The sequence below is a fragment of the Kocuria sp. UBA5001 genome, from assembly GCF_002398425.1.
GTDB classification, from domain to species: Bacteria; Actinomycetota; Actinomycetes; order Actinomycetales; family Micrococcaceae; genus Kocuria; species Kocuria salsicia.
In genome coordinates, this window is sequence record NZ_DGYR01000001.1 from 98,509 (window position 1) to 122,662 (window position 24,154).

At 71.1% G+C, this 24,154-nt stretch carries 22 protein-coding genes, 1 pseudogene and 1 riboswitch; of the genes and pseudogenes, 9 read left to right on the forward strand and 14 right to left on the reverse strand.

Features of this window, described 5'->3' with window-relative positions:
• Positions 1-530, reverse strand: a pseudogene (locus B3G12_RS00480) (glycine--tRNA ligase); the annotation flags it as partial.
• Positions 531-774: 244 nt separating this feature from the next.
• Complete coding sequence (locus B3G12_RS00485; RefSeq protein WP_290498567.1) at positions 775-1,968, reverse strand: acyl-CoA dehydrogenase family protein; 1,194 nt, start codon at positions 1,966-1,968, stop codon at positions 775-777.
• A gap of 204 nt (positions 1,969-2,172) precedes the next feature.
• Between B3G12_RS00485 and B3G12_RS00490 the strand changes: the two genes are divergently transcribed.
• Positions 2,173-2,721, forward strand: coding sequence for a MarR family winged helix-turn-helix transcriptional regulator (locus B3G12_RS00490; RefSeq protein WP_145010501.1), 549 nt, complete (start codon positions 2,173-2,175; stop codon positions 2,719-2,721).
• On the opposite strand, the gene mmsB is transcribed toward B3G12_RS00490, so the two are convergent.
• Positions 2,675-3,619, reverse strand: a complete 945-nt coding sequence (gene mmsB / locus B3G12_RS00495) for a 3-hydroxyisobutyrate dehydrogenase (protein WP_144942300.1) — start codon at positions 3,617-3,619, stop codon at positions 2,675-2,677. The two genes, B3G12_RS00490 and mmsB, sit on opposite strands and share 47 nt — an antisense overlap.
• Positions 3,620-3,715: 96 nt before the next feature.
• Positions 3,716-5,212, reverse strand: a complete 1,497-nt coding sequence (locus B3G12_RS00500) for a CoA-acylating methylmalonate-semialdehyde dehydrogenase (RefSeq protein WP_144942301.1) — start codon at positions 5,210-5,212, stop codon at positions 3,716-3,718.
• A gap of 200 nt (positions 5,213-5,412) precedes the next feature.
• Between B3G12_RS00500 and B3G12_RS00505 the strand changes: the two genes are divergently transcribed.
• Positions 5,413-5,649, forward strand: a complete 237-nt coding sequence (locus tag B3G12_RS00505; RefSeq protein ID WP_144942302.1) for an RNA-binding S4 domain-containing protein — start codon at positions 5,413-5,415, stop codon at positions 5,647-5,649.
• 65 nt (positions 5,650-5,714) lie between these two features.
• Here the strand turns inward: B3G12_RS00505 and B3G12_RS00510 are convergent, their stop codons facing one another.
• Positions 5,715-6,359 carry an alpha/beta hydrolase gene (locus B3G12_RS00510; protein WP_144942303.1) on the reverse strand — a complete coding sequence of 215 codons (645 nt, stop codon included), beginning with the start codon at positions 6,357-6,359 and terminating at the stop codon, positions 5,715-5,717.
• A 72-nt stretch (positions 6,360-6,431) separates the two neighbouring features.
• On the opposite strand from B3G12_RS00510, the gene B3G12_RS00515 reads away from it, so the two are divergent.
• On the forward strand, positions 6,432-7,307 hold the full coding sequence (locus tag B3G12_RS00515; RefSeq protein WP_244944766.1) for an SGNH/GDSL hydrolase family protein: 876 nt from the start codon (positions 6,432-6,434) through the stop codon (positions 7,305-7,307).
• A gap of 133 nt (positions 7,308-7,440) precedes the next feature.
• On the opposite strand, the gene B3G12_RS00520 is transcribed toward B3G12_RS00515, so the two are convergent.
• The 3 genes from B3G12_RS00520 to B3G12_RS00530 form a co-directional block, all read right to left on the reverse strand.
• The gene (locus B3G12_RS00520; RefSeq protein ID WP_144942304.1) at positions 7,441-8,256 is read right to left on the reverse strand and encodes a GNAT family N-acetyltransferase; all 816 of its coding nucleotides are present in this window, start codon (positions 8,254-8,256) and stop codon (positions 7,441-7,443) included.
• A 127-nt stretch (positions 8,257-8,383) separates the two neighbouring features.
• Positions 8,384-9,550 carry a homoserine O-acetyltransferase MetX gene (metX, locus tag B3G12_RS00525; protein ID WP_144942305.1) on the reverse strand — a complete coding sequence of 389 codons (1,167 nt, stop codon included), beginning with the start codon at positions 9,548-9,550 and terminating at the stop codon, positions 8,384-8,386.
• Complete coding sequence (locus B3G12_RS00530; RefSeq protein WP_144942306.1) at positions 9,547-10,989, reverse strand: bifunctional o-acetylhomoserine/o-acetylserine sulfhydrylase; 1,443 nt, start codon at positions 10,987-10,989, stop codon at positions 9,547-9,549. The genes metX and B3G12_RS00530 overlap by 4 nt, the downstream gene beginning before the upstream one ends.
• A 74-nt stretch (positions 10,990-11,063) precedes the next feature.
• Positions 11,064-11,182, reverse strand: a riboswitch (SAM riboswitch).
• A gap of 105 nt (positions 11,183-11,287) precedes the next feature.
• On the opposite strand from B3G12_RS00530, the gene B3G12_RS00535 reads away from it, so the two are divergent.
• Positions 11,288-11,926, forward strand: a complete 639-nt coding sequence (locus B3G12_RS00535) for a VOC family protein (protein WP_126875036.1) — start codon at positions 11,288-11,290, stop codon at positions 11,924-11,926.
• Between the two features lie 141 nt (positions 11,927-12,067).
• On the opposite strand, the gene B3G12_RS00540 is transcribed toward B3G12_RS00535, so the two are convergent.
• On the reverse strand, positions 12,068-12,832 hold the full coding sequence (locus tag B3G12_RS00540) for a CPBP family intramembrane glutamic endopeptidase (RefSeq protein ID WP_144942307.1): 765 nt from the start codon (positions 12,830-12,832) through the stop codon (positions 12,068-12,070).
• A 231-nt stretch (positions 12,833-13,063) separates the two neighbouring features.
• On the opposite strand from B3G12_RS00540, the gene B3G12_RS00545 reads away from it, so the two are divergent.
• From B3G12_RS00545 to B3G12_RS00565, 5 genes are all read left to right on the forward strand, one after another.
• On the forward strand, positions 13,064-14,335 hold the full coding sequence (locus tag B3G12_RS00545; protein ID WP_144942308.1) for a sensor histidine kinase: 1,272 nt from the start codon (positions 13,064-13,066) through the stop codon (positions 14,333-14,335).
• Positions 14,332-15,120: a response regulator transcription factor gene (locus B3G12_RS00550; protein ID WP_144942309.1), complete on the forward strand. Its 789-nt coding sequence runs from the start codon at positions 14,332-14,334 to the stop codon at positions 15,118-15,120. The genes B3G12_RS00545 and B3G12_RS00550 overlap by 4 nt, the downstream gene beginning before the upstream one ends.
• A gap of 122 nt (positions 15,121-15,242) precedes the next feature.
• Positions 15,243-16,127 (forward strand): ABC transporter ATP-binding protein, encoded by an 885-nt coding sequence (locus B3G12_RS00555; RefSeq protein WP_144942310.1) that lies wholly within the window; start codon positions 15,243-15,245, stop codon positions 16,125-16,127.
• Positions 16,124-17,263, forward strand: a complete 1,140-nt coding sequence (locus B3G12_RS00560) for an ABC transporter permease (protein ID WP_144942311.1) — start codon at positions 16,124-16,126, stop codon at positions 17,261-17,263. The genes B3G12_RS00555 and B3G12_RS00560 overlap by 4 nt, the downstream gene beginning before the upstream one ends.
• Positions 17,264-17,450: 187 nt before the next feature.
• Positions 17,451-19,895: a S9 family peptidase gene (locus tag B3G12_RS00565; RefSeq protein WP_144942312.1), complete on the forward strand. Its 2,445-nt coding sequence runs from the start codon at positions 17,451-17,453 to the stop codon at positions 19,893-19,895.
• A 183-nt stretch (positions 19,896-20,078) separates the two neighbouring features.
• On the opposite strand, the gene B3G12_RS00570 is transcribed toward B3G12_RS00565, so the two are convergent.
• The 5 genes from B3G12_RS00570 to B3G12_RS00590 all read right to left on the reverse strand — a co-directional run bounded on the left by B3G12_RS00570 (position 20,079) and on the right by B3G12_RS00590 (position 24,150).
• Entirely contained in the window at positions 20,079-20,231 is a 153-nt protein-coding gene (locus tag B3G12_RS00570) for a hypothetical protein (protein WP_153245906.1), read from the reverse strand.
• A 75-nt stretch (positions 20,232-20,306) separates the two neighbouring features.
• Entirely contained in the window at positions 20,307-20,507 is a 201-nt protein-coding gene (locus tag B3G12_RS00575; protein ID WP_144942313.1) for a hypothetical protein, read from the reverse strand.
• A gap of 288 nt (positions 20,508-20,795) precedes the next feature.
• Complete coding sequence (locus B3G12_RS00580) at positions 20,796-21,992, reverse strand: NAD(P)/FAD-dependent oxidoreductase (protein ID WP_144942314.1); 1,197 nt, start codon at positions 21,990-21,992, stop codon at positions 20,796-20,798.
• Positions 21,993-22,140: 148 nt separating this feature from the next.
• On the reverse strand, positions 22,141-22,863 hold the full coding sequence (locus B3G12_RS00585) for a LysM peptidoglycan-binding domain-containing protein (RefSeq protein ID WP_144942315.1): 723 nt from the start codon (positions 22,861-22,863) through the stop codon (positions 22,141-22,143).
• 429 nt (positions 22,864-23,292) lie between these two features.
• Positions 23,293-24,150, reverse strand: coding sequence for an inositol monophosphatase family protein (locus B3G12_RS00590; protein WP_144942316.1), 858 nt, complete (start codon positions 24,148-24,150; stop codon positions 23,293-23,295).
• Positions 24,151-24,154 lie beyond the last annotated feature (4 nt).

Genomic DNA, 24,154 nt, shown 5'->3' on the forward strand with positions numbered 1-24,154 from the left:
GTCACCACGTTGAGGAAGTTCACGAAGATGCCCTGGGCGGTCTCCGGGCGCAGGAAGTGCTTGCCCTCCTCGTTGTCCACGGGGCCCAGGAAGGTCTTCATCAGACCGGAGAACTGCTGCGGCTCGGTCCACTTGCCGTCCTGGCCCGTCTCCGGGTCCTTGACGTCCGCCAACCCGTTGACCGGCGGGTGCCCGTGCTTGGCCTCGTAGGCCTCCAGCAGGTGGTCCGCGCGGTAGCGCTTGTGGGTGTGCAGGGACTCGACCAGCGGATCCGTGAACGTCTCCACGTGCCCGGAGGCCTGCCACACCGCGGACGGCAGGATGATCGAGGAGTCCAGGCCCACCATGTCCGCGCGGCCGCGCACAAAGGTCTGCCACCACTCGCGCTTGATGTTCTCCTTCAGCTCCGCGCCCAGGGGCCCGTAGTCCCACGCGGAGCGCGAACCCCCGTAGATCTCACCCGCCTGGAACACGAAGCCCCGGCGCTTGGCCAGGGAGATGACATTGTCCAGGGTGGATTTCGGGGCCATGCGGTCTCACTTCCGTTTCTCGCGCGGACCTCGCGAGGGCTCGCGCGTGGGGAATCGGTCTGGGGTGCGCTGCCCGTGGGCGCGGGCGCGCGGTTCGGGGACAAGCGTAGCGAGGTGCCGCGACGCTCGCCTAAACACGCTCTGTCCCTGCCGCCGCGCACACGTCCGGCCACGGCGACGTCGCCCGTTCCCCTGCTCGCCGCGGGTCCCGTTCCGCGCCCGCTGCGGGACCGCTACCAGCCCGCTACGAGACGAACGCGGAGATCCCCGTCAGCGCGCGGGCCACGATGAGCGAGTTGATGTGGTAGCTGCCCTCGTAGGTGTGGATGGCCTCGACGTCCGCCATGATCTTGGCGATCCCGTGGTCACTCAGCAGCCCGTTTCCACCCAACGCGTCCCTGGCCTGCGCGGCGGACTGGCGGGATAGTCGCGTGGCCGTGGACTTGGCGAGTGCGGCGTGCATCATCTCCAGCTCGCCGTCGTCCTGCACACGGGTCACCTGTGCCATCAGGCCGGAGCTGGCCGCGAGGTTGCCGGCGACCTCAGCAATCACCTGCTGGATCAGCTGGAAGCTCGCGATGGGCCTGCCGAACTGGACGCGCTCAAGGGTGTAGTCGCGCAGGATGTCGAGCAGCGCCTGCTGCGCGCCCACCGCCTGCCAGCCCACCCACGCGCGCGAGTCCTTGAGCAGGTCGTTGGTGGCCGCGAAGTCCGCGGCACCCGGCAGCAGCGCATCCGCTGGCAGACGCAGGTCGGTTAGCTCCACGTCAGCGTTCTGCATGATCCGCAGCCCGATCTTGTGCTCGATCTTGGTGGCCGAGTACCCCGGCAGAGCGGTGTCCACGGCAAAGCACTTGACGAGTCCGTCGGCGGTGTCCCGGGCCCACACGAGCGCGAGATCCGCCACGGTGCCGAGCCCGATCCACCGCTTGGAGCCGTTGAGCACCCAGCCGTCCCCGTCCCGGGTGGCGGTGGTGGCCAGCCCACCGGCGATGTCCGAGCCGTGCTCCGGCTCGGTGAGGCAGAACGCGCCGAGCTGCCGCAGCTCCTTGAGCCCGGGCAGCCACGTCTGCTTCTGCTCCTCGGAGCCGAACGCCTCCAGGGTTCCCACAATCAGCTCGTTGTGGATGCCCAGCAGCGCGGAGAGGGAGAGGTCCGCCCGGGCGACCTGCACGTGCACGAGGTTCTGGAACAGCCGGGACCCGCCGCTCTCGGCCAGCCGCCCCAGGCTCAGGTCTGCCAGCCCGGGCAGCAGCTCTCGGGCCAGTTCCTCGCGGTTCCAGTAGCCCACGCTCTGGTGACGCACCTGGGTCTGGAGATGATCCGTGATGCCCCGCAACCGTTCGCGCTCCTGCGCGCTGAGCAGGTGCTCCAGGTGGAGGAGGTCAGTGCTGGGAAGGTGGGCGGTGGCGCGCTGGGGTGATGCGGCTGGGCTCATGATCCTGATCCTCGGGGTAGTGGGCAGGTCGAAAGTAGTACGTCCGACTATATCCGAGGAATGCACCTGCTGGTGGTGCGGATCACACTCCCCGGTCGGGTGCGCGGCAGTCGCGGCAGACCCGGCGGACGGAAACCCGCCCGGGGCAGGGTCGACGACGCCGTCCGCCACGGAGTGCCTGCGCCGGGCACGTAGAATGCGGGCATGCCCCAGCACGAGCCCCTCCCCCGCGACCCCGTTGCCGAGGCACGGCGCAACTGGGAGCGCGAGGGCTGGACGCAGGCCGCCGGACCCATGGCCGCGGTGACGTCGATCATGCGGGCGCAACAGCTGCTGCTGGCCCGGGCGGACCGGATCCTCAAGCCGTTCCGACTCACGTTCTCCCGCTACGAGGTGCTGGCCCTGCTGAGCTTCACCCGGGAGCACAGGATGCTCATGAAGAAGGCGAGCGCACTGCTGCAGGTCCACCCCACCTCCATCACCAACGCCGTGGACCGCCTGGAGGGCGCAGGCCTGGTGCGCCGCGAGCCTGTCAGCACGGACCGCCGCGCCGTGAACGTGACCCTCACTCCCGAGGGGCTGGAGGTCGTGGCCCAGGCCACCCGGGCGCTGAACAAGGACCTGTTCCTCACCACGGGCTTCGAGGACCACGAGGTGGAAGCGGTCGTCGGTGCGCTGAACGGTTTTCGCGCGCGCTGCGGGGACTTCACTCCTCCCGAGAGCTCTTCCGACCCCCGTCGCGCAGGGTCGTGATGATCCCGGAGAAGTCCTTGCCCGCGTGGCCGTCCGCGACGAACTGGTTGTAGAGCTCCGCCGCCAGGCGCCCCATCGGTGCCGCGGCCCCGGTCTCGTCCAGTGCGGTGGTGGCGAGGTTGAGGTCCTTGGCCATCAGGGCCCCGGCGAAGCCGGGTTCGAAGTCCTTGTTGGCGGGACTGGTGGGCACGGGGCCGGGAACCGGGCAGTTGGTGGTCAGCGCCCAGCACTGCCCGGAGGCGTTGGAGACGACGTCGTACATCGCCTGGTGCTCCAGCCCCAGCCTCTCGGCCAGCACGAACGCCTCGCTGACCGCCACCATGGACACACCCAGGATCATGTTGTTGCAGATCTTGGCGGCCTGACCCATGCCGCTGCCGCCGCAGTGCACCACGCGCCCGCCCATGATCTCCAGCAGGGGTCGCACGCGCTCGAAGACCTCGGGTTCCGCACCCACCATGAAGGCCAGCGTCCCGGCGGTGGCGCCCACCACACCCCCGGAGACCGGGGCGTCCGCGGCGGTGAACCCCGCCGCCCGTGCCAGCTCCGTGGCCTCCTGCGCCTCCGAGATGTTGATTGTGGAGCAGTCCAGGAACGTGGTACCCGCGGGAGCTGCGGCGAGCAGGCCCACGGCGCCGTCGATCCCCACGTAGGCGTCCACCACGTGCTTGCCGGACGGGAACATGGTGATCACCACGTCTGCGGACCGCGCCGCCTCCTGCGGGGTCTCGACCACCTCGATTCCCTGCTCGAGGGCCGCAGAACACGCCTCAGGGACGATGTCGTAGCCGGTGACCTGCACCCCCGCCGCCGCGAGGTTCGCGGCCATCGGGCCGCCCATGTGGCCCAGGCCCAAGAAGGCGACGGCGGGGAGCTGCTGGCTGGGGGTCTCGGTCATGACGTTCCTTGTTCCAGGGGTGGGCGGCGGCTCCACGGGTCGCGGAGCTGCGGTAGTGCCGGGGCGCTGGGACCCCGCCGGTCGTCGTCGTGCGGCTCAGCTACCGGCGGGCATCACGAAGCTCGCGCCCTCCTTGGTGCCGGAGGGCCAGCGCGTGGTGACCGTCTTGGTCTTGGTGTAGAACTTCAGCCCGTCCGTGCCGTGCTGGTTGAGGTCCCCGAAGCCCGAGGCCTTCCAGCCACCGAAGGTGTAGTACGCGATCGGCACGGGGATGGGGACGTTGACGCCCACCATGCCCACCTCCACGCGGGTGGTGAAGTCCCGGGCCGTGTCCCCGTCCCGGGTGAAGATGGCCACGCCGTTGCCGAACTCGTGCTCGCTGGGCAGGCGCAGGGCCTCCTCGTAGTCCGCGGCGCGGGCAATGCACAGCACCGGGCCGAAGATCTCCTCGCGGTAGATACTCATGTCCGTGGTGACGTGGTCGAACAGGGTGGCACCCACCCAGAACCCGTTGGGGTGGCCGTCCACGGTGGCGCCGCGGCCGTCCACCACCAGTTCCGCACCCTCCTTCTCACCGGCGGTGATGCAGGACTCGATGCGCTGCTTGGCCTGGGCACTGACCACGGGACCGAAGTCCGAGGACTCCTCCAGGGACGGGCCGAGCGTGAGCATGGCGATCCGCTCCTCGAGCAGCGCGCGCAGCCTGTCAGCGGTGGCCTCCCCCACGGGCACGGCCACGGAGATGGCCATGCAACGCTCGCCGGCGGAGCCGAAGGCCGCCCCGATCAGGGCGTCAGCGGCCTGCTCGAGGTCCGCGTCCGGCATGATCACCATGTGGTTCTTGGCGCCACCGAAGCACTGGGCGCGCTTGTTCTGCGCGGCGGCCGCACTGTAGATGGCCTGGGCGATGGGCGAGGAGCCCACGAACCCGATCGCCCGCACGCGCGGGTCCTCGACCAGGGCGTCCACGGCCGTCTTGTCACCGTGGACCACATTCAGCGCACCGGCGGGCATGCCGGCTTCCACGGCCAGCTCCGCGAGCCGCACGGGCACGGAGGGGTCCCGCTCGGAGGGCTTGAGAACGAAGGTGTTGCCGGCGGCGAGCGCGATGCCCGCCTTCCACAGCGGAATCATCGCGGGGAAGTTGAATGGGGTGATACCCGCGACCACGCCGAGCGGCTGGCGCAGCGAGTGGACGTCGATCCCGGTGCCCGCGCCGCTGGAGAACTCGCCCTTGAGCAGGTGCGGTGCTCCGGCCGCAAACTCCACGACCTCCACGCCGCGCTGGATGTCGCCCTTGGCGTCCGGGAAGGTCTTGCCGTGCTCGTTGGAGAGCAGGGTGGCCAGCTCGTCCATGTTCTCGGTGATCAGGTCCACCCACGTGAGCAGGATCCGCGCGCGGCGCTGGGCGTTGAGCCCCGACCACTGCGGGAACGCCTCCTCGGCGGCGGTCACGGCCTGCGCGACCTCCTCCGCCGATGCCAGCGGCACCTGCGCGCTGACCTCCCCCTCCACGGGGTTGAAGACGTCCTGCGTGCGACCGGAGTCGCCCGGGGTCCTCCGGCCTGCGACGAAGTGGGGAACGAGGGTCATGGCTGCTCCTGGGGTGGGGCTCGGGTGTGATGCACGTCTCCCCCGAACGTATCCCCACTTCGTTGGACGTGCAACTACTTGGGGTCACGACGCCGCCCGGATGCGTTTCCGTCCCTCCGCACCCCACCCCGGCCAGGCACGTCCGGGCACCGAGCAGCGTTCCCAGTGATTCGCCCGGGCGCACCTGAGACAATGGACGCATGAGCGACACTGCGTACGAAGAGATGCCCATCCGGGACCAGATGATCCGCCTGGGACAGGCGTTGAAGCTGGCCAACCTGGCCGAGGACGGCCACCACGCGAAGACCCTGGTGTCCGAGGGCGCGGTGCAGGTCAACGGAGAGGCGGAGACCCGCCGGGGCGCGCAGCTGCACCCCGGTGACGTGCTGGAGGTCCCGGCCTCCGGCATGCCGCCCGTGCGCATCGTCAGCGCGTAGTGCGTTCCACTCCCCCGCCGCAGTGGACGCGCCGGAGCGGAGGACGGTGCGGGTGGGCGGTGCGCTCAGTCCGTGAGTGCCCGCAGGTATTCCGAGACGTGTGACAGCTCCTGGGGCGAAACCCCGTGACCGATGCCCCGGTACTGCACCTTGGTGGCCTCCGCGTGCTGCTGGGCCCACTCGGCGGTGAGGTCCACCAGTGCGGGCGGTATCACCGGGTCCTCGGGGTCGCGGCCCCAGAACATCCGCAGGGGATCCTGGCGCAGGGCTGCGTCGTGGAAGAAGTCCGCCTGGGCGTCGTCGTCGGCCACCGGGACCACGAAACCGGACAGCCCCACCACGGCGTCCACCAGATCCGGGGCGTGGCGGGCCACCGTGGTGGCGATCGCCATCCCCTGGGAGAAGCCCAGCAGGATCACGTGAGTGTGCTGCAGTGCCTCGTCCCGCAGCCACGGCACCACGGGCTCGGCGGCGGCCACCACGGCGTCCGTGGTGAAGCCGAGCTCTGAGGACAGCGGGAACCACTGGAAGCCCGCGCCAGCCCGCTGCGGCGCGCGCACGGAGGCGATGCTGAGTCCACCGGGGAGGGACGCGCTGAGGGCCATGAGGTCGCCCTCGTGGGAGCCGTAGCCGTGGAACATGACCACCAGGGGTGTCCCGGCGCGCTCCTCGGCCTCGTTGTTCCAGATGACGTGGGGTGCTGGTTCCATGGCTCCATCCTCACACGCGGCTGTGACGGACAGTGACGACACAGCTCTGCAATACGTGTTAGTAATTTTGGTATGGATGAGAGCACTCCGCCCCTGACGACGCCCCCCGTTCCCGCCGCGGACAGCACCGCGCAGCCGCCGCACCCCTGGCACCGGATGGTGTCCATCGGCGACTCCTTCACGGAGGGTGTGGGCGACCCCGACGACTCCGTCCCGGGCGGGTTCCGGGGCTGGGCCGACCGCGTGGCCGAGGAGCTTGCGCGCAACACGGACGACTTCGCCTACGCGAACCTGGCCATCCGCGGCCGGTTGTTCCAGCCCATTGTGGACGAGCAGCTGGAGCCGGCCCTGGAGCTGCGACCGGACCTCGTGACCATCAGCGCGGGTGGCAACGACATGCTGCGCCCCGCTGCGGATCCCGACGACATCGCCTCCCGCCTGGACGCGGTGATCGAGCAGATCAGGGCCACCGGTGCCACCGTGGCCATGTTCGACGGTCCGGACATCGGCAACACCCCCGTGCTGCGCAGCATCCGCGGGCGCGTGGCCATCTGGAACGAGAACGTGCGCACCGTGGCCGCCCGCCACGACGCCGTGATGGTGGACCTGTGGGGTCTGCACCAGCTGGGCGATCCGCGCATGTGGGCGCCGGACCGGCTGCACTTCTCCCCGCTGGGCCACCAGCTCATCGCGTGCGAGACCCTGGACTGCCTGGGCGTGGACCACGGCCTCACCCCGGGCCACCCCGAGGAGCGCCCCGAGCGCACGTGGCGCGAGGCCCGCCGGGACGACATGGTGTGGGCCCGCAAGTACTTCGTGCCGTGGGTGGGCCGCCGCATCCGCCGCCGCAGCTCCGGCGACTACATCACCGCCAAGCGTCCCGCGTTCGGCCAGGCAACGATCCCCGGAGCGGGCGAGCAGATTCCAGAGCAGACCGAGGGGGCCTGAGCACCCCCGCTCCGCTCAACCGCACGACGACGGCGCCCGCCCCTTTCCGAAGTGCGGGCGCCGTCCTGCACGGACCGCCGCCGAGCCGCCCGCGTGGGAGGGCCACCAGCACGGAGGCGAGGACTCGTCCCCGTCACGGTGAGGCGCACGTGCGCGTGGCCGATCTCACCGTGGTGACGGGCACGAGTCCCACCCGCTGCAGGATGGGCCGCGAGTACTCGCTGCAGTCGACGTGGAGCAGTGTCCGCCCCCGGTCCCGGGCCGAGCGGGCTCTCCGGTCCACCAGGGCCCGGTACAGCCCGCGTCCACGGTGCTCCTCCAGGCACGCGCCGCCCCAGAGCCCGGCGAAGTCAGTGTGCTCGAGGAACTCGATGCGCCCGGAACAGACCACCTGGCCGTCCCCGTCGCGTACCGCCCACATCTCGAACGACTCGGGGGCACTGCGCCACCGCTCGACCAGTTCGTCCTGCTGGAGCCGGATGCGTTCTGGCGAGTCCTCGAAAACCCGTCCTGCCAGGTGCTCCGCCTCCCGCAGCTGCGCCTCCCTGGCTGCCCGCTCCACGGCGTACCCCCGGAGGGGCTCCTGCCCGGCGAGGGCGGCGAGGACTGCATCCGCCTCACCCACCATGACCGTCTCGGGCTCCCCGAGAGCGAAACCGTGGTGCTGGAGTCGGCTCAGCAGGTGGGGCAGCGGGTCGTGCGACCGGGTCTTCCACGAGATGTGGTCCACGCGGGGGTCCGCCTCACATGTTGTGATCACGTGGGCGATCAGGTCGTCCAGTTCTGCCCCGCCCATCGAGAAGGGCGCGGAGGAGACGAAGGCCCGCCGCCGCGCCGGGAACACCCCGGCGAGCAGGGGTCCGAGACGCAGCACGTCGGGTGCGTCGAGCATCTCGGCATCACCTCGCAGCTGCGTGTCGTAGGCGTCGAGCAGTGTTCGGGTCCGCATGCGGGAGAGTGTGACACCGACCACCCCGCGTGGCAAGGCCTCCCCACCCCTGCGCATCCAGGCCACACGGCGGGATGGGACGGATGCTGCGCCGCCCGTCCCGCGCCGATCTCACGTCATCCGGGCCTCAGTCCGGCAGCACCGTCCGCAGCAGCCGACCCACCTGCGGGGTCTCCAGCAGGAAGCCGTCGTGCCCGCTCGGTGACGTGATGGTGCGCGCCTCGTGCTCACCGGGCAGTGAGGCCGCGAGCTCGGCGGACTCCTCGGGCAGGAACAGCCGGTCGGAGTCCACCGCGGCCACGAGCCACTCGCACCGGGTTCGCGCGAGGGCCTGCCGGAGGCTGCCGCGGCCGCGGGCGACGTCGTGGGACATCAGCGTCTCGTTGACGCTGAGGTACGCGTTCGCGTCGAAGCGCGCGGCAAGCTTCCCCGCCTGGTGGTCCAGGTAGCCCTCCACCCGGTAGCGGCCCCGGGTGCCCGGGTGCGTGCCCGCAGGGTCCTCCCGCGGCTGGGCCTCCCGGTCGAAGCGGGCGGCGAGCTCGTGGGCGCTGCGGTAGGTGATGTGCGCGATCCGGCGTGCCAGCCCAAGCCCCTCGACGGGGTGCGGGCCCGCGTAGTAGTTGCCGTGGCAGAACCGAGGGTCCTGCCGGATGGCGAGCGCCTGCGCGTGACCCCACGCGAGCTGCTCCGCACTCACGCGGGCGTTGGCGGCGATCACCGCGCACGCCGCCACCCGCTCGGGGTGGCACACGGCCCACTCCAGCGCGCGGGCACCGCCCATCGAGCCGCCCACAACAAGCCTCCATCGCCGGATCCCGAGCCGGTCCGCGAGCCGCGCCTCCGCAGCCACGGTGTCCCGCACGGTGATGCGCGGGAAGCGCGAGCCCCACGGCGTGGCGTCCGGGGCGAGGCTCGCGGGGCCCGTGCTGCCGTGGCAGCCGCCCAGGATGTTCGCACACACGACGAACCAGCGGTTGGTGTCGATGGCCGCGCCCGGTCCAATGAGACCGTCCCACCAGCCACCGGCGTCCGCGGCGGCACGGCGGCCGTCCATGTCGAAGGGCGCTGTGTCCCCATAGCCCACGGTGGTGCCGCGCGCCGCGTGCGAGTCACCCGTGAGCGCGTGCTCGACAAGCACCGCGTTGGAACCGTCCGGGGCCAACTCGCCCCACGTCTCGTACGCCAGGCGCACGTCAGGCAGCCGGAACCCGGACTCCAGGGTGAGCTCCCCGATTTCCGCGGCCCGCACCACACCGTCCCGGCGCACCGCCGGGTCCGTCTGCCTCACGGTCATGCCGAGGGCTCGGCGTCCGCGCCCGCACGCGCCGTCGAGCCACCGTCCGTGCCAGCGGCGGGGTCCGCGCCTGGCCCGGTGCGGGTGGGCGCGCTCGACTCCGTGGCGGCCAGCGCCGAGAAGCCCGCCTCGAGGTCCGCGAGGATGTCCTCGATCCCCTCGGTGCCCACCGAGAGCCGCACGAAGCCGGGCTCCACGCCCGCCGCGCGCTGCTCGTCCTCGGAGAGCTGCGCGTGCGTCGTCGACGCCGGGTGTATCACCAGGGACCGCACGTCCCCGATGTTCGCCACGTTGGAGTGCAGGCTCAGCGCGTCCACGAACGAGATTCCCGCCTCCTTGCCGCCCTCCAGCACGAAACCGAGGACGGAACCGGCTCCTCGGGGGGCGTACTTGCGAGCCCGCCCGTGCCACGGCGAGGACGACAGCCCCGCGTAGGACACCGAGCGCACTTCGGGGCGGGCCTCGAGCCACTCCGCCACCCGCTGGGCGTTGTCAACGTGGCGTTCCACGCGCAGTGACAGCGTCTCGATCCCCTGCTCGATGAGGAAGGCGTTGAACGGGGAGATGGACGCGCCCAGGTCACGCAGCAGCTGCACACGGGCCTTGAGCACGTAGGACAGGTTGACGCCGAAGGCTCCGCCCTCCCCCAGATCCCGCGCGTACACCAGGCCGTTGTACGTAGGGTCCGGTTGACTGAAGCCCGGGAACCGCTCCGGGTCCGCGCCGTAGTCGAAGCGCCCCGCGTCCACGATGAATCCGCCGATCGCCGTGCCATGACCGCCCAGGAACTTGGTGCCCGAGTGCAGCACGATGTCCGCGCCCCACTCGATGGGCCGCACCAGGTACGGGGTGGCCACGGTGTTGTCCACGATCAGCGGCACCCCGGCCTCGTGGGCGATCCCGGCAACGGTCTCCACGTCCAGGACGTCGTTGCGGGGATTGGGGATCATCTCTCCGAAGAACGCCACGGTGGAGGGCCGCACGGCATCCCGCCACTGCTGCGGATCGTCCGGGTCCGCCACGAACGTGGTCTCCACTCCCAACCGCGGCAGCGTGTGGCGCAGCAGGTTGTACGAGCCGCCGTAGAGGGACGGGCTGGCCACCACGTGCGTGCCCGCCCCGCCCAGGTTGAGCACGGCCAGGGTTGCGGCGGCCTGCCCGGAGGAGACCATCAGCGCCCCCACTCCCCCTTCCAGGGAGGCGAGGCGGTTCTCCACCACCTCGGTGGTGGGGTTGGTCAGGCGGGAGTAGATGGGGCCCATGTCCTGCAGCGCGAACCGGGCCGCGGCGGTGTGCGCGTCAGGGAACACGAAGGACGAGGTCTGGTGGATGGGCAGGGCCCGTGAACCCGTCACGGGGTCCGGGTTCTGCCCCGCGTGGATCTGCCGTGTCTCGAACGCCCAGTCCTGGGGGTTGTCGGGGGTGGGTGCTGTGCTCATGGCCATTCGCCTTCTCGGAAGGATCAGGGGCCAGGCGCCCGTCCGCACGGTGCCCGCACGAACGGGCGACCGGTGGCCCGCGCTTGCCGTGGGCGTCGGACGACGTCCCGGCCAGGTCTTCACCCAGGGCACCCCGCCGCGGTGGGAGGGTTGCCGGTCAGCAAGCTGGGGCTTGACGCTGACTCTCGTGACCTAGACCTCCAGTTTGGGAACCCGGCCGCTGCCACGTCAAGTCCGGTGTCCGCAGTGTTGCACCCGAGGATTTGGAGGCCCGTGTGACGGGTGCCACGATGACTGCATGAAGCTGGACCACGTTTCCTTCGCAGCACAGCCGGACGGCCTGGAGGCCACCACCGAACGCATCGCGGACCGGTTGGGGATCGAGCCGGTGAAGGGCGGGGTCCATCCCCGCTTCGGCACCCGGAACATGATCCTGCCGCTGACAGACCACCAGTACGTGGAGGTCGTGACCGTGCTGGAGCACCCCGCCGCGGACAAGGCGCCGTTCGGGCAGGCCGTGCGTGCACGTTCGGAGGCCGGCGGCGGCTGGCTCGGGTGGGTCGTGGAGGTCCCGGACCTCGCCCCGTTCGAGCAGAAGCTGGGCCGACCCTCCGCGCCAGGCGGCCGGATCTTCCCGGACGGCCGCCGCCTGGACTGGCACCAGATCGGCGTCAAGGGCCTGATCGCGGATCCGCAGCTGCCGTTCATGATCCACTTCGACTCCGCGGACGAGATGCACCCCTCGCAGGCGCGCCTCACGGACGTCAGCCTGACGGGCATGGAGATCGCCGGTTCCCCCGAGCGGGTGACGGACTGGCTCGGCGGCCCCGTGGAGGACGTCCTGCGCTCGGTGGACGTCACGTGGTCCGCTCCCCACGGCACGCCCGGTCTTCTGGCGGTCACCTTCGGCACGCCGGACGGGCCCGTCACCATCTGATCCGGGGCACCGAGCCCTCCGGGTTCGACGACGCCGCTCGCACGGCCCCGCGACTCGGTTCGTCGTCGGGGCGAGCCACGGGGGGCACCATGATTGCGGACCCCATCAGCCTCGCCCCCGGGCTGGTGCTCGCGGTGGCGCTCAGCCGCCCAGGAGCTGGGGCACCAGGAACCCCACGGCGTCCAGCAGGAAGTGGCAGAGCAGCAGCGGGGCGAGCCGCCCACCGCGGCGGTAGCACCACACGAACACGAGCCCCATCACCAGGTTGCCGAGTGCCGGACCGATGCCCTGATACAGGTGGTAGCTCGCGCGCAGCATCGAGGACACCACTGCCACCGTCCACCACGAACGCCCCAGCCGCCGCATCCGGTCCGCGAGGAACGCCACCACGATGATCTCCTCCACCAGCGCGTGCCGCAGGGCGGTGAGCAGCAGCAGGGGGACGGTCCACCACGTGGTCTCCAGCGTGGACGTGGTGATCTCCGCCGTGATCCCAAGCGCGCGACCGGCCTGGTAGAGGGCGAGCGTCCCACCGCCCATCAGGACGAACAGCACGAGGCCCCACGCGGCGTCGTGCCCCGGGCGCCGGGTGTCCACGCCGATGCAGTGCAGCACGGCCGGGATCCGGGAGGTGGTGCCCGCGAGCAGGTGCAGCGCGAGCGCCACGGGCACCAGGGCAAAGCAGATCCCGGTGAGCCGGCGCAGGGCATCCAGCACGGGCAGCGGGCTCAGAGGCTGGTTGAGCGTCGTGGAGCTCTCCGCGATCGACGAGCGCAGCGCCATCTCCGCGAGGTCCAGCACGGAGTACACGGCGGAGGCGCCCAGGGAGACCCCGAGCACCAGGAGGATCTGCATCCGCAGGTCGGCGCGGGGCACACGGGGCGGTGGCTCGAGGGAATCGGTCACCCCACCATTGTGCGCGCGGCGGGACCGGTGCGCGCGTCGGCAGTTCCCGGGAGCGTCCCGCCGCAACCGTGCGGGCACGCTGCGCCCCGCGCCGAGCACGCGCCCTCCCTGCCGCCGCCCCGTCGGTGGATCCGTTGTCGGGCGGACCCATCGTGAAGGTGGCCGTCGTCGGGTCCACCCGCGAGACGGCGCGCCCCGCCGTTCGGGTCGCTCCGTCGGTAGTGGGAAGCCATGCGCCCGAGCCCCGTCGCCACGGACACCTCCCCGCCCCACCGAGCCCTGCAGCCGGGGTGGCGTCGGCGGGATGCCCTGGGTGCCGGCGTGCTGGCACTGGCCGGCGTTGAACTGGTCTACCTCTCCGACTTCGTGCAGTCGGTCCCGTGGAAGGCGGACGTCGGGTGGGTTGCCATGGGCGCCGTGGTGCTGGCCGCCCCGCTCGCCTGGCGGCGTCGCTTCCCTGTGGCCGTGATGGTGGCGGTGTCCTTCGTGTACTTCGCGCTCGGCACGTGGGCCGGGATCGAGATGTACGCCTCCCAGGTGGTGCTGTTCCTGGGCTTCTACTCCGTGGGGGCCTGGTGCCCGGACCGCCCCCGCGCCACGTGGTCCCGCGCAGCCGTGGCCGTGGGGATGGCGGTGTGGCTGGGCTGGAGCACCGTGGACCAGTTCACGGATCCGAAGGTGGGTGAGCACGGCGTCAACGCCTACATGGCCATCGCCGCGATCCAGTTCCTCGTGAACATCGCCTACTTCGCCGGGGCGTGGGTCTTCGGCGACCGGGCGTGGAACGCGGCCATCGAGCGGCAGGAGCTCGAGGCCGCCCACGCCGAGATCCGGCAGCAGCAGGAGCGGCTTGCGGAGCAGGCCGTGAGCCTCGAACGGCTCAGGATCGCCCGGGAGCTGCACGACGTCGTGGCCCACCACGTCACGGCCATGGGCGTCCAGGCCGGGGCCGCGCGGCTGAGCATGGCGCGGGATCCCGAGGCCGCCACCGCACACCTGCGCGGCGTGGAGTCCTCGGCGCGTGACGCCGTCACCGAGCTCAAGACCATGCTCCACACGCTGCGCGACGGCGAGGAGGCCCCCGATTCCCTGCCCCGCCTCCCGGACCTCGACGCGCTCGTGGCGGAAGCACGGGCCATCGGTCAGCGCGCGGAGCTGCACCGCATCGGTCCCGAGCCGCATCTGCCGCCCCCGGCCCAGCTGGCGCTGTACCGCACCGCCCAGGAGGGGATCACGAATGCCCGAAAGCACGCCGGCCCGCGGGCCTCGGTCGCGGTGCGGCTGCGCACCGGGGCCGACCGGGTGGAGCTGGAGGTCAGCGACGACGGACGCGGCGGCCGCGCGGGGGCTCCAGCATCCGACAGCGCAGGCATGGGGGTGCCCGGCATGAGAGAACGGATCACCTCGGTGGGCGGCACCCTGGAGGCGGGCCCGAAATCCGGAGGTGGCTGGCTCGTGCGCGCCACCGTTCCCACCCGCAACGACCGGGAGAAGCAGCGGTGAGTCTGCGTGTGCTGCTGGTGGACGACCAGCCTCTGATCCGCGTGGGATTCTCCGCGATCCTCACCTCTCAGGAGGACATCGAGGTGGTGGGCGAGGCCTGCGACGGCCAGGAGGCCCTCGAGCTCGCCGCCGCCCTCGCACCGGACGTCGTGTGCATGGACGTGCAGATGCCGCGGCTGGACGGCATCGAGGTCACCCGTCGGCTGCTCGCCGCAGGCTCCCGCGCTGCGGTGCTCGTGCTCACCACGTTCGACACGGACGAAGCCCTGTTCGCCGCGCTCTCCGCCGGGGCCTCCGGGTTCCTGCTCAAGTCCGCCGGACCGGAGGAGCTGATCCAGGCCGTCCGGGTGCTGGGGCGCGGGGACGCCCTGCTGGATCCGCTCGTTACGCGCAAGGTGCTGGCCCGCACCGCGGGGGCGTCCGCACTGGCCGGGGAGACGACGCCGCCCTCCCCCGCTCCGGCGGGCGACGCCGCGGCACCTGCCCCGGGCTCGCCCGCCCGGGAGCGCGACGCGGCGACGTCGTCACCCGGTGCGCCCGGTGCCGTGGCCGGGACGGCAGCGCGGCCAGGCGAAGACGCTTCCCGCGCGGGGCTCACTACCCGGGAGACCGAGGTGCTGACCGCCATGGCCCGGGGGCTGTCCAACGCGGAGATCGCCCGCGAGCTGGTGGTGGGCAGGGCCACGGTGAAGACCCACGTGTCCAACGTGCTGCAGAAGACGGGCGCCCGGGACCGGGTCCACGCGGTGATCTGGGCCTTCGAGCACGGGCACTCCGGCACCTGAGCGCACGGCCCGCCGCGGACGGAACCCGTGCCCGGCTCCGCCCGCCGGCGGAGGTGGTCACGGCGCGGAAGATCCACCCCGAGGGGGAGGTGGACGCGCCCGGGCCTTCCTAGGCTCGGACCATGATCACAGTGAACGGGGTGAACAAGTCCTTCGGGTCGGCGCACGTGCTCAAGGATCTGACCTTCAGCATCCGCCCTGGCCTCATGACGGGGTTCGTGGGCGGCAACGGCGCGGGCAAGACCACCACCATGCGCATCCTCCTGGGCGTGCTGTCGGTGGAATCGGGGCAGATCGAGGTGGACGGCTCCCCCATCACCGCGGACTACCGTGCTGGCATCGGGTACATGCCCGAGGAGCGTGGGCTCTACCCCAAGATGACCGTGCTGGACCAGCTGGTCTACCTGGGCCGGTTGCACAGCATGACCGGCGCGGACGCGAAGGCCCGGGCCATGGCGCTGCTCGAGCGCCTGGGGCTCCGCGACCGCGCGGGCAGCAGGCTCGAGGAGCTGTCCCTGGGCAACCAGCAGCGGGCCCAGATCGCCGCCGCCCTGGTGCACGATCCCGTGGCCCTCGTGCTGGACGAGCCCTTCTCCGGGCTGGACCCCCACGCCGTGGAGACCACGGTGCAGGTGCTGCGCGAGACCGCGGACACCGGGGTTCCTGTCCTGTTCTCCTCCCACCAGCTGGACGTCGTGGAGCGGCTGTGCGACGAGCTCGTCATCCTCGCGGACGGGCGGGTGCGCGCCGCGGGCTCGCGCTCCGAGCTGCTGGCTGCGCACACGCAGCCCGAGTGGGAGCTCGACGCCGCCGCGGACACCGGCTGGGTGCGCGAAGCACCCGGCGTGGAGGTGCTCTCCTTCGACGGCGGGCGCGTGCACTTCCTGGCCGACTCCGAGGCCGCCGCCCACGCCGTCCTTGCCCACGCCGTGGCCCGGGGTACCGTCCACCGCTTCGGACCTGTCACCCGCACCCTGCACGAGATCTTCACGGAGGTCACCCGATGAGCACCGTCACCAGCACCCCTGATCGCACCACGCAGCCGCGCAGCCCGCGGCGCACATCCTTCTGGACCGCGGTGGGCACCGTGGCCGCGCGCGAGATGAAGGTGAAGGCCGCCTCCAAGCCGTTCATTATCACCACGCTGATCCTGCTGGCCGCCGCACTGGCCGCCACGCTGCTCGTGCCACGCCTGGGCGACCTCTTCGCCGGGGGCGCTACCCGCGTGGCCGTGGTGGAGCAGACCGTGCCGTCCGTCCAGGCCCTCGGCGAGGACTACGCCCCGCAGACCGTCGGTTCCGAGGATGCGGCCCGGGAGGCGGTGCTCTCGGGTGCGGCCGACGCCGCCGTGGTGCCGGATCCGGACAGTCCGGCCGGTGTGAGTGTCCTGGCCATGACGGACGCCCCCTCGGATCTGGTGCAGGCGCTGTCCACGCGCCCGGGAGTGGAGCTGCTGGATCCCACCGCGCCGAACCCCGCGCTGCGATACCTCATGTCTTTCGGCTTTGGGCTCGTGTTCTTCATGGCCTCCGTGACGTTCGGCCAGCAGATCGCGGTGTCCGTGATCGAGGAGAAGCAGTCGCGGGTCGTGGAGATCCTGCTCGCCGCGGTCCCGGCGCGGGCCATGATGGCCGGCAAGGTGCTGGGCAACGCGGCCATGGCCATCCTGCAGGTGGCCCTGCTGGCTGGTGCGCTGCTGCTGGGCCTGCAGATCAACGGGGACGTGCTGCCTCTGGACGGGATGGGCGTACCCATCCTGTGGTTCGTGGTGCTGTTCTCCACCGGGTTCGTGATGATCGCGGCCCTCTATGCCGCCGCTGCGTCCATGGTGTCCCGGCAGGAGGACATCGGCTCCACATCCATGCCCGTGATGATGCTGATCATGCTCCCCTACTTCGGGGTCATCTTCTTCAACGACAACCCGGAGGCGCTGCGCATCATGAGCTGGATCCCGTTCTCCGCCCCGGTGGCCGTGCCGCTGCGCATCTTCCTGGGGCAGGGGCAGGGGTGGGAGCACGTCGGTTCGCTGGTGCTGCTGGTCGTGACAACCGCCCTGGCCATCTGGCTCGCCGCGGTGATCTACGAACGCTCCATCCTGCGCACCGGCAGAGCGCTCAAGTGGCGGGAGGCCCTGCGGGGCTGAGGGCCGCGCCACCGGTCGCGGACCCCGGTCCCGGAGCGCGCGGGCCGGCGTCCGCCGGTCCTGGGGCACGCGGGGACGGGGCGCAGCACCCGGCGCGACGAGCCGGAGCTGGAAGGCAACACCACCCCGGCGGGCCGTGCGGTCGGGCACCCGCACGGCCCGCCGGCACGTCCCTAGACTGGGGCGCATGACTTCCGAGCAGCAGACCTTCCCCGTGGCCCCCCGCAGTCCCGTAAAGCGCACTTTCCACGGCCACACGTTCTGCGACCCCTACGAGTGGCTGCGGGAGAAGGACTCCCCCGAGGTCCGGGCACACCTGGACGGTGAGAACGCCTACGCGGAAGCGGTCACTGCAGACCTCGCCCCGCTGCGGGAGCGCATCTACACGGAGATCAAGGACCGCACCCAGGAGACGGACCTCTCGGTCCCCAACCGCCACGGGGACTGGTGGTACTTCGCGCGCACCGTGGAGGGCGGCGCCCACCAGGTGTTCTGCCGGGTACCCGCGGCGGACCCTGCAGACTGGACCCCGCCCGCCGTGGAGCCCGGGACGCCCCTGGACGGTGAGCAGACCCTCCTGGACGCGAACGCCGCGGCGCAGGAGCACGACTTCTACGCGCTCGGCGCGTTCAGCGTGGCCGAGGACGGCTCCCGGCTCGCGTGGTCCGAGGACACCGCCGGGGACGAGCGGTTCACCGTCCACGTCAAGGACCTCACCACCGGGGCGCTGCTCGCGGACCGGATCCCCCAGACCTCCTACGGTGCGTTCCTCACCCCGGACGCCTCGCAGGTGGTCTACACCGTGGTGGATGAGTCCTGGCGCCCGTACCGCGTGTACCGCCACGTGATCGGCACGGACGTCTCCGCAGACCAGCTGCTGTTCCAGGAGGATGATCCCGGCCTGTGGCTCGGTGCGGAGCTCTCCGCGGACAAGCAGTGGCTCATGCTCTCCTCCTCGTGCTCGGAGTACAGCGAGTACAGCGTCCTGCGCCTGAGCGAGCTTTCCGCCGCCGACGCTGCCGCGCGCGGTTCACACACCCCGGAGCACGACGCCGCCGCGCCGGGTTCCCGTGGCCCGTCCTCCGGAGCGGCGCCCTCCCCCGCGCACCAGGACGCGCCCGACGAGCGCATGGGGGCGGACCCCGGTCGTAGTGACGGCACGGAGGAGGCACACCCCGAGGCCCCTGTGGACCTGCCGTGGCGGGTTGTGCTCTCCCGCGAGGAGCGGGTGTTCTACGAGGTGGAGCCGCTCACCGTGGCCGGCACCGATGTGCTGCTGCTCTCCCACGACGCGCACGCCCCGAACGGGCGCGTCAGCCTCATGCCGATGGAGCACGCTGGGCGGGGCCTCACGGAGGTGGAGCTGGTGGACGTGGTCCCCGCCTCGGACACCGTGCGCGTGGAGTCCGCAATCCCCACGGCCACCCACCTGGTGGTGGCCCTGCGTGAGGACACCACGCCCCGGGTGCGCCTGATCCCCCGCACGGCCCTGGAACCACTGGTGACCGGGATGGCGCACGACGGAACGGACGCACGGGCGGGCGGTGCGGCGCCGTCGTCTGCGGGCACCGGCACGGCGGCGAACGCCGGGCTGCTGACCGGGACACAGGCCGCGTTCGACGAGGACCTCAGCAGCACCGGCGTGCTCTCCGCCGAGTACGAGAACTCGGTGGTGCGCTTGTCCTACACATCCTTCGTGACGCCGCCGCGCGTGTACGACATCCCCACGGGCGAGCCCGGGGCCGGTGCGCTGGACGCGTTCGGCGTGGGTGAGCCCGCGCTGCGGCGCGAGGCCACTGTGCTGGGCGGGTACCGCAGCGAGGACTACACCGTGGAGCGGGACTGGGCGGTCGCGGAGGACGGCACGCGGATTCCCGTGAGCATGATCCGCCGCGCAGACCTGGACCCCGCGGTGCCCGCGCCCGTGCTGCAGTACGCGTACGGCTCCTACGAGATCAGCACGGACCCGGCGTTCTCCATCTCGCGGCTGTCCCTGCTGGACCGCGGTGTGATCTGGGCCGTGGCCCACGTGCGCGGCGGCGGTGAGCTGGGACGCGCGTGGTACGAGGACGGCAAGAAGAACACCAAAACCAACACCTTCACCGATTTCGTGGCCGTGACCCGGCACCTGGCCGCACGCCAGGACGTGGATGCGCGGCGAATCGCGCTGATGGGCGGTTCGGCGGGCGGTCTGCTCGCGGGCGCGGTGCTGAACCTCGCCCCCGAGCTGTACTGCGGCGGGCTGGCCGCGGTGCCGTTCGTGGACGCGCTGACCTCCATGCTCATGCCCGAGCTGCCACTGACCGCCCTCGAGTGGGAGGAGTGGGGCAACCCCGTGGAGTCCGCAGAGGTCTACGAGTACATGCGTTCCTACTCCCCCTACGAAAATGTGCGCGATGCCAACTACCCGCCGATCCTCGCGGTGACGAGCCTCAACGACACCCGCGTGCTGTACGTTGAGCCCGCGAAGTGGGTTGCGGAGCTGCGCACCAAGGTTGCGCACCCGGAGACCGTGCTGCTGCGCTGCGAGATGGCCGGCGGTCACGGTGGTGCCTCCGGCAGGTACGCCCAGTGGAAGGACACCGCGTGGGAGTACGCGTGGCTCATGCGCTGCCTGGGCGTCGCGGACTGAGCACCCCGGGACCGGGCGGCGTCGCCGCAGGTCGGGCCGGGCGTGACAGACGCCGTGGCCTGGACCGAACTCGTCCGTCCTGGTGAGCTGGACCGGGCGCACCCGGCGCGTCCCCGACAGGGCCACGTCCCGACCGACGTCGACGGTGAAGCGGCCGCTCCCGCCGCGGCGGCGCCGTCGTGTCTACTGGTAGTTCTCGAACTCGAGCAGCAGGTCCGGGTCCTGCCTCGCGCACTCCAGGTGCTTGAGCCGCCGCGGGTGCAGGACCCCGCCGAGGAGCCGGGTCCAGGAGACCGGGCAGCCCACAAGTTTGAGGTCTTCCGGCAAGCGAGTCACGCCCCCTGCTGCTGCCTCGGCACAACCCGTCAACCACGCCTCCGGGTTCCGTTCCGCGCGGACAAATGCGTCCTGTCAACCCGCCGCCGACGCCTTAAGGTCGCAGTAGCCGCCCCCGTGGTGGTGCGTCAGGGACGCGCGCAGGTAGTTGGAACGGCAGACCAGGGAGAGGTTCTCGTAGGCCCGGTGGAGCGGGTGCTGGGGCAGCATCCAGTCGCTCAGGTTCTCCGGGGTCACCAGCTCCACCGGGAGCCCGATCCATTCCCGCAGAACCACCAGTTTCTCCCGTCGACGCGGTGTCAACGGGCTATCCCCGAGCCACGGCACGAACACACTGCGAGGCAGCTTGCTCTCCCCCGTGGCCCCGGTCGGGTGCGTCCGGCGGCAGGAACGAGCGGTGATACCGCGACGGGTCGAACGTGTGCGGGCTCATCGCGGCGTGGCGCGGTCCCACCCGCCTCACCGTGGCGAACACGATGGTGCTCCACAGCCGCAGGGCACGCTTGCCCGTCACGAACGCGGCGTGCTTGAGCTTGCGGGCAGGCAGCAGGAGATCGGGGCGGTCTACAACGCCGCTCCCCCGGTAGCGGGGTTCCCGTCAGTGCCGGTGGGGCACCGCAGGACGACGTCCGCGTCCCTGGCCGCCGGGCGAAGCGCCTCGACCGTGTCCGCGCTCAGCCACCAACCCACCCGCCCCTGAACGACGAGTTCCGCGGTGGCCCGTGCGAGCGCAGAGCTGGTCTGGAAGCCGTAGCCGCCCTGGCCGGCCAGCCAGAAGAACCCGGGAGCGGCGGTATCCCAGCCGCACACTGGCACGTCGCTCGGGCGGGAGGTGCGCAAACCGGTCCACTCCTTGACCGTGCCGGTGATCCGCAGGGCAGTCTCCCGTTCAAGGGTCTCGATCAGAGCGGCAACAGCGCCGTCGTGGGGAGTGGCGTCGCAGGGCTCGCTCGGTTCCGCCTCACCCCAGGAGATCATGGCCCCCACCGGGTCGGGGCGGTAGTACCAGTCCTGGGCGGCGTCGTCGACCATCGGGTGCTCGGGCACGAACGGCTCGGCGAGGCTCACCAGCGCGGCCGTGCGGCGGTAGGGCTGGAGCCCCTGCGGGGTGGCGCCCGCCAGCGCGCCGACGTGCTCGGCCCACGAGCCCGCGGCATTGACGACCGTACGGGCCCGCACCGCCGTCTCCGACCTCGCTGCCGTCTTGCCGGAACCGACGACGTCGACCACCCAGGTCTCTCCTTCTTGCGGGGAAAGTCCCACCACGCGCGCGTCCGTGCGAATCTCCACCCCGGCGGCCTCGGCCCGAGCACGGTGCCACGCCACGAGGGCCGAGGCATCCGTCCGAACGGCGGAGTCGTCCACGGCCGCCGAGGGGTACCGCTCCGGGTTCGCCGCAAGCTCGGGGCAGAGCAGAACGAGGTCTTCCCGGCTGAGTGACCGCATCCCCGGGGCCGCCATGGCTGCGACGTCCTCCGGGCGACCGGCGACCACAAACGCACTAGGCCAGGCGAGCGGCGCCGCCAGTTCCTCACCCGCCCGCAGGATCTGGTCGATGCTCCAGCGCGTCAGCTCAAGCACCGGTCCCGGGCCGTAGCCGGGGATCAGTTGCTGCGCCGACCGGGAGGAGCTGTGCAGTGCGACGTCCTCCTCGGCCTCCAGGACCAGGATGCCGTGTCCTGCCCCCCGCAACCGGGCGAGTTCGGACGCCGCGGACAGTCCGGCGATCCCGCCACCGATGATCACAATCTCCTGGCACATGGACCCATTCTCGCACCCCTGCCTGCAACTGAACGGCAACGCAGAAACCCCGTCCCCGCCACGAGGGCGGGAACGGGGTTCCGAGTGGGCATTCTGCTGATCAGTTCAGCGTCACGACCGGCTCGTCCCGGGGGACGAGTGCCTGAAATCAGGCGGGGATGTTGAGAACCTGGCCCGGGAAGATCAGGTTGGCATCGGCCACGGAGCCGGAGTTGGCCGCGTACAGGGCCTCCCATCCGCCGTTGACGCCCAGCTTGTTGGCGATCGTGCCCAGCGTGTCGCCGGCCTGCACGGTGTAGGTGCCGGCGGCCGGAGCAGCCTGCTGCACGGGGGCAGCGGGGGCGGAGTACTCCACAGCCGGTGCCTGGGCCACGGGAGCGGACTCCTGAGCGGGCGCGGTCTCCTGCACGGGTGCGGTCTCCTTCACCGGCGCGGCCTGCTGCGCGGCGGGGGCAGCCTGCTCGACCGGGGCGGCCTCCTGCACGGAGGAGGACTGCGTGGACACCGACGCGGCGGCGGCGGGGGCCGAGTAGGAACCCGAGGAGATCATGGAGGAGCACTCCCACTGGCTGGCACCGGAGCGGGCCATGAGCTCGGCGGCAGCAGCGTCCTGGACGGCGGCAGGCGCATCCGCGGCGTGGGCGTAGCCCGCGGACTGGGACATGCCGGCCCAGGTGCTGTCGAGGAACTGGTAGGCGCCGGAGGCACCGGAGGAGGCGTTGACGGCCTGGTAGTTTCCGCCGGACTCGCACTGCTTGATTGCGTCGAGGCTCGGAGCGGCGTTGGCGGGAACGGCGAAGGCACCGACGGCCACACCACCCATCACGACAGCAGCGGCACCACGGCGAATAGCGGTTGAAGTCTTCATCATGCTCCGTAAGGCCACCTACGCTCGCTCCCGTCCCCGGGGGTCTTCGCGCCGTCGTCTACCCTTGACAGTTGGTGTTAGGGGTAGAAACTACGGAATGCTGCCATACAGACGACGTACGGTGTTGCAGCAGCATCCAGCACAGTCCAGACCACGGATCAGTGGTCCGGTAGCGAACTTCCGCTCACGAAAGTCCGCTGAGGAAGTTGTTGATAACGATAGCGTAACATTCCGCGTTCAGCCAAGTGCAGCGTTACGTTTTCGTTATACCAATTCTGGGGACAACCCCAGTCTTGGGCGCATATCACGGCCCGCAGGGCCCTTCAACTCGTGACACGCTAGGGCACCCCCGTCGCAGAGGTCAACCTCGCACATCGGCCACGCCACGGTAACGGACTGATAGCCAGTGCATAACGGTCTGATATCTCCCGCTCAGTTGGCCGCCCACGCCGCGATGACGCTGGCCACACGGGCCTTTTCGTAGACGTTCACAATCGCACTAGGATCCGTGTGCTCTTCCTCACACAGCGCCGGCGGCGGGGGCAGATCGGGGCGTTCCACCACCGCTCCGGCCTCGTGGGCGATCAGCGCACCGGCCGCCCAGTCGTGCTCGTGCAGCCCCCGTTCCGAGTACCCGTCCAGGGTCCCCTCCGCCACCATGCAGAGGTCCAGTGATGCGGCTCCCAGTCTGCGCATGTCCGAGAAGTTCTCCATGGTCTCGAGGAAAGCGCCGAACTGCTCGCGGCGCACCGCGGGGTCGTACGAGAACCCCGTCCCGTAGAGCGCTCCCCGTCGCAAAGGCACCGGGCCCGTCAACCGGGTGTCCCTGCCGTTGCGGCGCACCCAGGCGCCAAGCCCCGCCACGGCGTAGTAGATCCGCCCCAGGGCGGGAGCGTTCACAACCCCCACGAGCCAGTTGCCGTGCTCGTCGCACGCAGCCACCGAGGTGGAATAGTAGACGATGTCCCGGATGAAGTTGGTGGTGCCGTCCAGGGGATCCACGGACCAGCGCACGCCGGAACGCTGGCCCGGCACATAGGTCCCGGACTCCTCCCCGGTGATCGCGTCGTACGGCCTGGCCCCGCGCAGCACCTCGCTGACGGCGTCCTCAGCGGCGACGTCGAAGGCCGTCACCCAGTCCCCCTCCGAGGACTTGTTCACGGCATGCAGCTGCGCAGTGTCCCTGCCGCGAAGCACCTGTGCCCCTGCCTCGGCCGCCTCCAGCGCAACCGCCAAAAGGTCCTCCAGCTCGTCCGTCCCGGGGCCCAGCCCCTCCAGTGCGTCAGCCATGTCC

Bases quoted from the DNA above. Each gene is read 5' to 3' on its own strand.
- B3G12_RS00580 (WP_144942314.1), bottom strand. From the start codon at position 21,992: ATGTGCCAGGAGATTGTGATCATCGGTGGCGGGATCGCCGGACTGTCC.
- mmsB (WP_144942300.1), bottom strand. From the start codon at position 3,619: ATGACCGAGACCCCCAGCCAGCAGCTCCCCGCCGTCGCCTTCTTGGGC.
- B3G12_RS00515 (WP_244944766.1), top strand. From the start codon at position 6,432: ATGGATGAGAGCACTCCGCCCCTGACGACGCCCCCCGTTCCCGCCGCG.
- B3G12_RS00555 (WP_144942310.1), top strand. From the start codon at position 15,243: ATGATCACAGTGAACGGGGTGAACAAGTCCTTCGGGTCGGCGCACGTG.
- B3G12_RS00490 (WP_145010501.1), top strand. From the start codon at position 2,173: ATGCCCCAGCACGAGCCCCTCCCCCGCGACCCCGTTGCCGAGGCACGG.
- B3G12_RS00500 (WP_144942301.1), bottom strand. From the start codon at position 5,212: ATGACCCTCGTTCCCCACTTCGTCGCAGGCCGGAGGACCCCGGGCGAC.
- B3G12_RS00535 (WP_126875036.1), top strand. From the start codon at position 11,288: ATGAAGCTGGACCACGTTTCCTTCGCAGCACAGCCGGACGGCCTGGAG.
- B3G12_RS00530 (WP_144942306.1), bottom strand. From the start codon at position 10,989: ATGAGCACAGCACCCACCCCCGACAACCCCCAGGACTGGGCGTTCGAG.
- B3G12_RS00505 (WP_144942302.1), top strand. From the start codon at position 5,413: ATGAGCGACACTGCGTACGAAGAGATGCCCATCCGGGACCAGATGATC.
- B3G12_RS00565 (WP_144942312.1), top strand. From the start codon at position 17,451: ATGACTTCCGAGCAGCAGACCTTCCCCGTGGCCCCCCGCAGTCCCGTA.
- B3G12_RS00510 (WP_144942303.1), bottom strand. From the start codon at position 6,359: ATGGAACCAGCACCCCACGTCATCTGGAACAACGAGGCCGAGGAGCGC.
- B3G12_RS00485 (WP_290498567.1), bottom strand. From the start codon at position 1,968: ATGAGCCCAGCCGCATCACCCCAGCGCGCCACCGCCCACCTTCCCAGC.
- B3G12_RS00590 (WP_144942316.1), bottom strand. From the start codon at position 24,150: ATGGCTGACGCACTGGAGGGGCTGGGCCCCGGGACGGACGAGCTGGAG.
- B3G12_RS00520 (WP_144942304.1), bottom strand. From the start codon at position 8,256: ATGCGGACCCGAACACTGCTCGACGCCTACGACACGCAGCTGCGAGGT.
- B3G12_RS00560 (WP_144942311.1), top strand. From the start codon at position 16,124: ATGAGCACCGTCACCAGCACCCCTGATCGCACCACGCAGCCGCGCAGC.
- B3G12_RS00585 (WP_144942315.1), bottom strand. From the start codon at position 22,863: ATGATGAAGACTTCAACCGCTATTCGCCGTGGTGCCGCTGCTGTCGTG.
- B3G12_RS00545 (WP_144942308.1), top strand. From the start codon at position 13,064: ATGCGCCCGAGCCCCGTCGCCACGGACACCTCCCCGCCCCACCGAGCC.
- metX (WP_144942305.1), bottom strand. From the start codon at position 9,550: ATGACCGTGAGGCAGACGGACCCGGCGGTGCGCCGGGACGGTGTGGTG.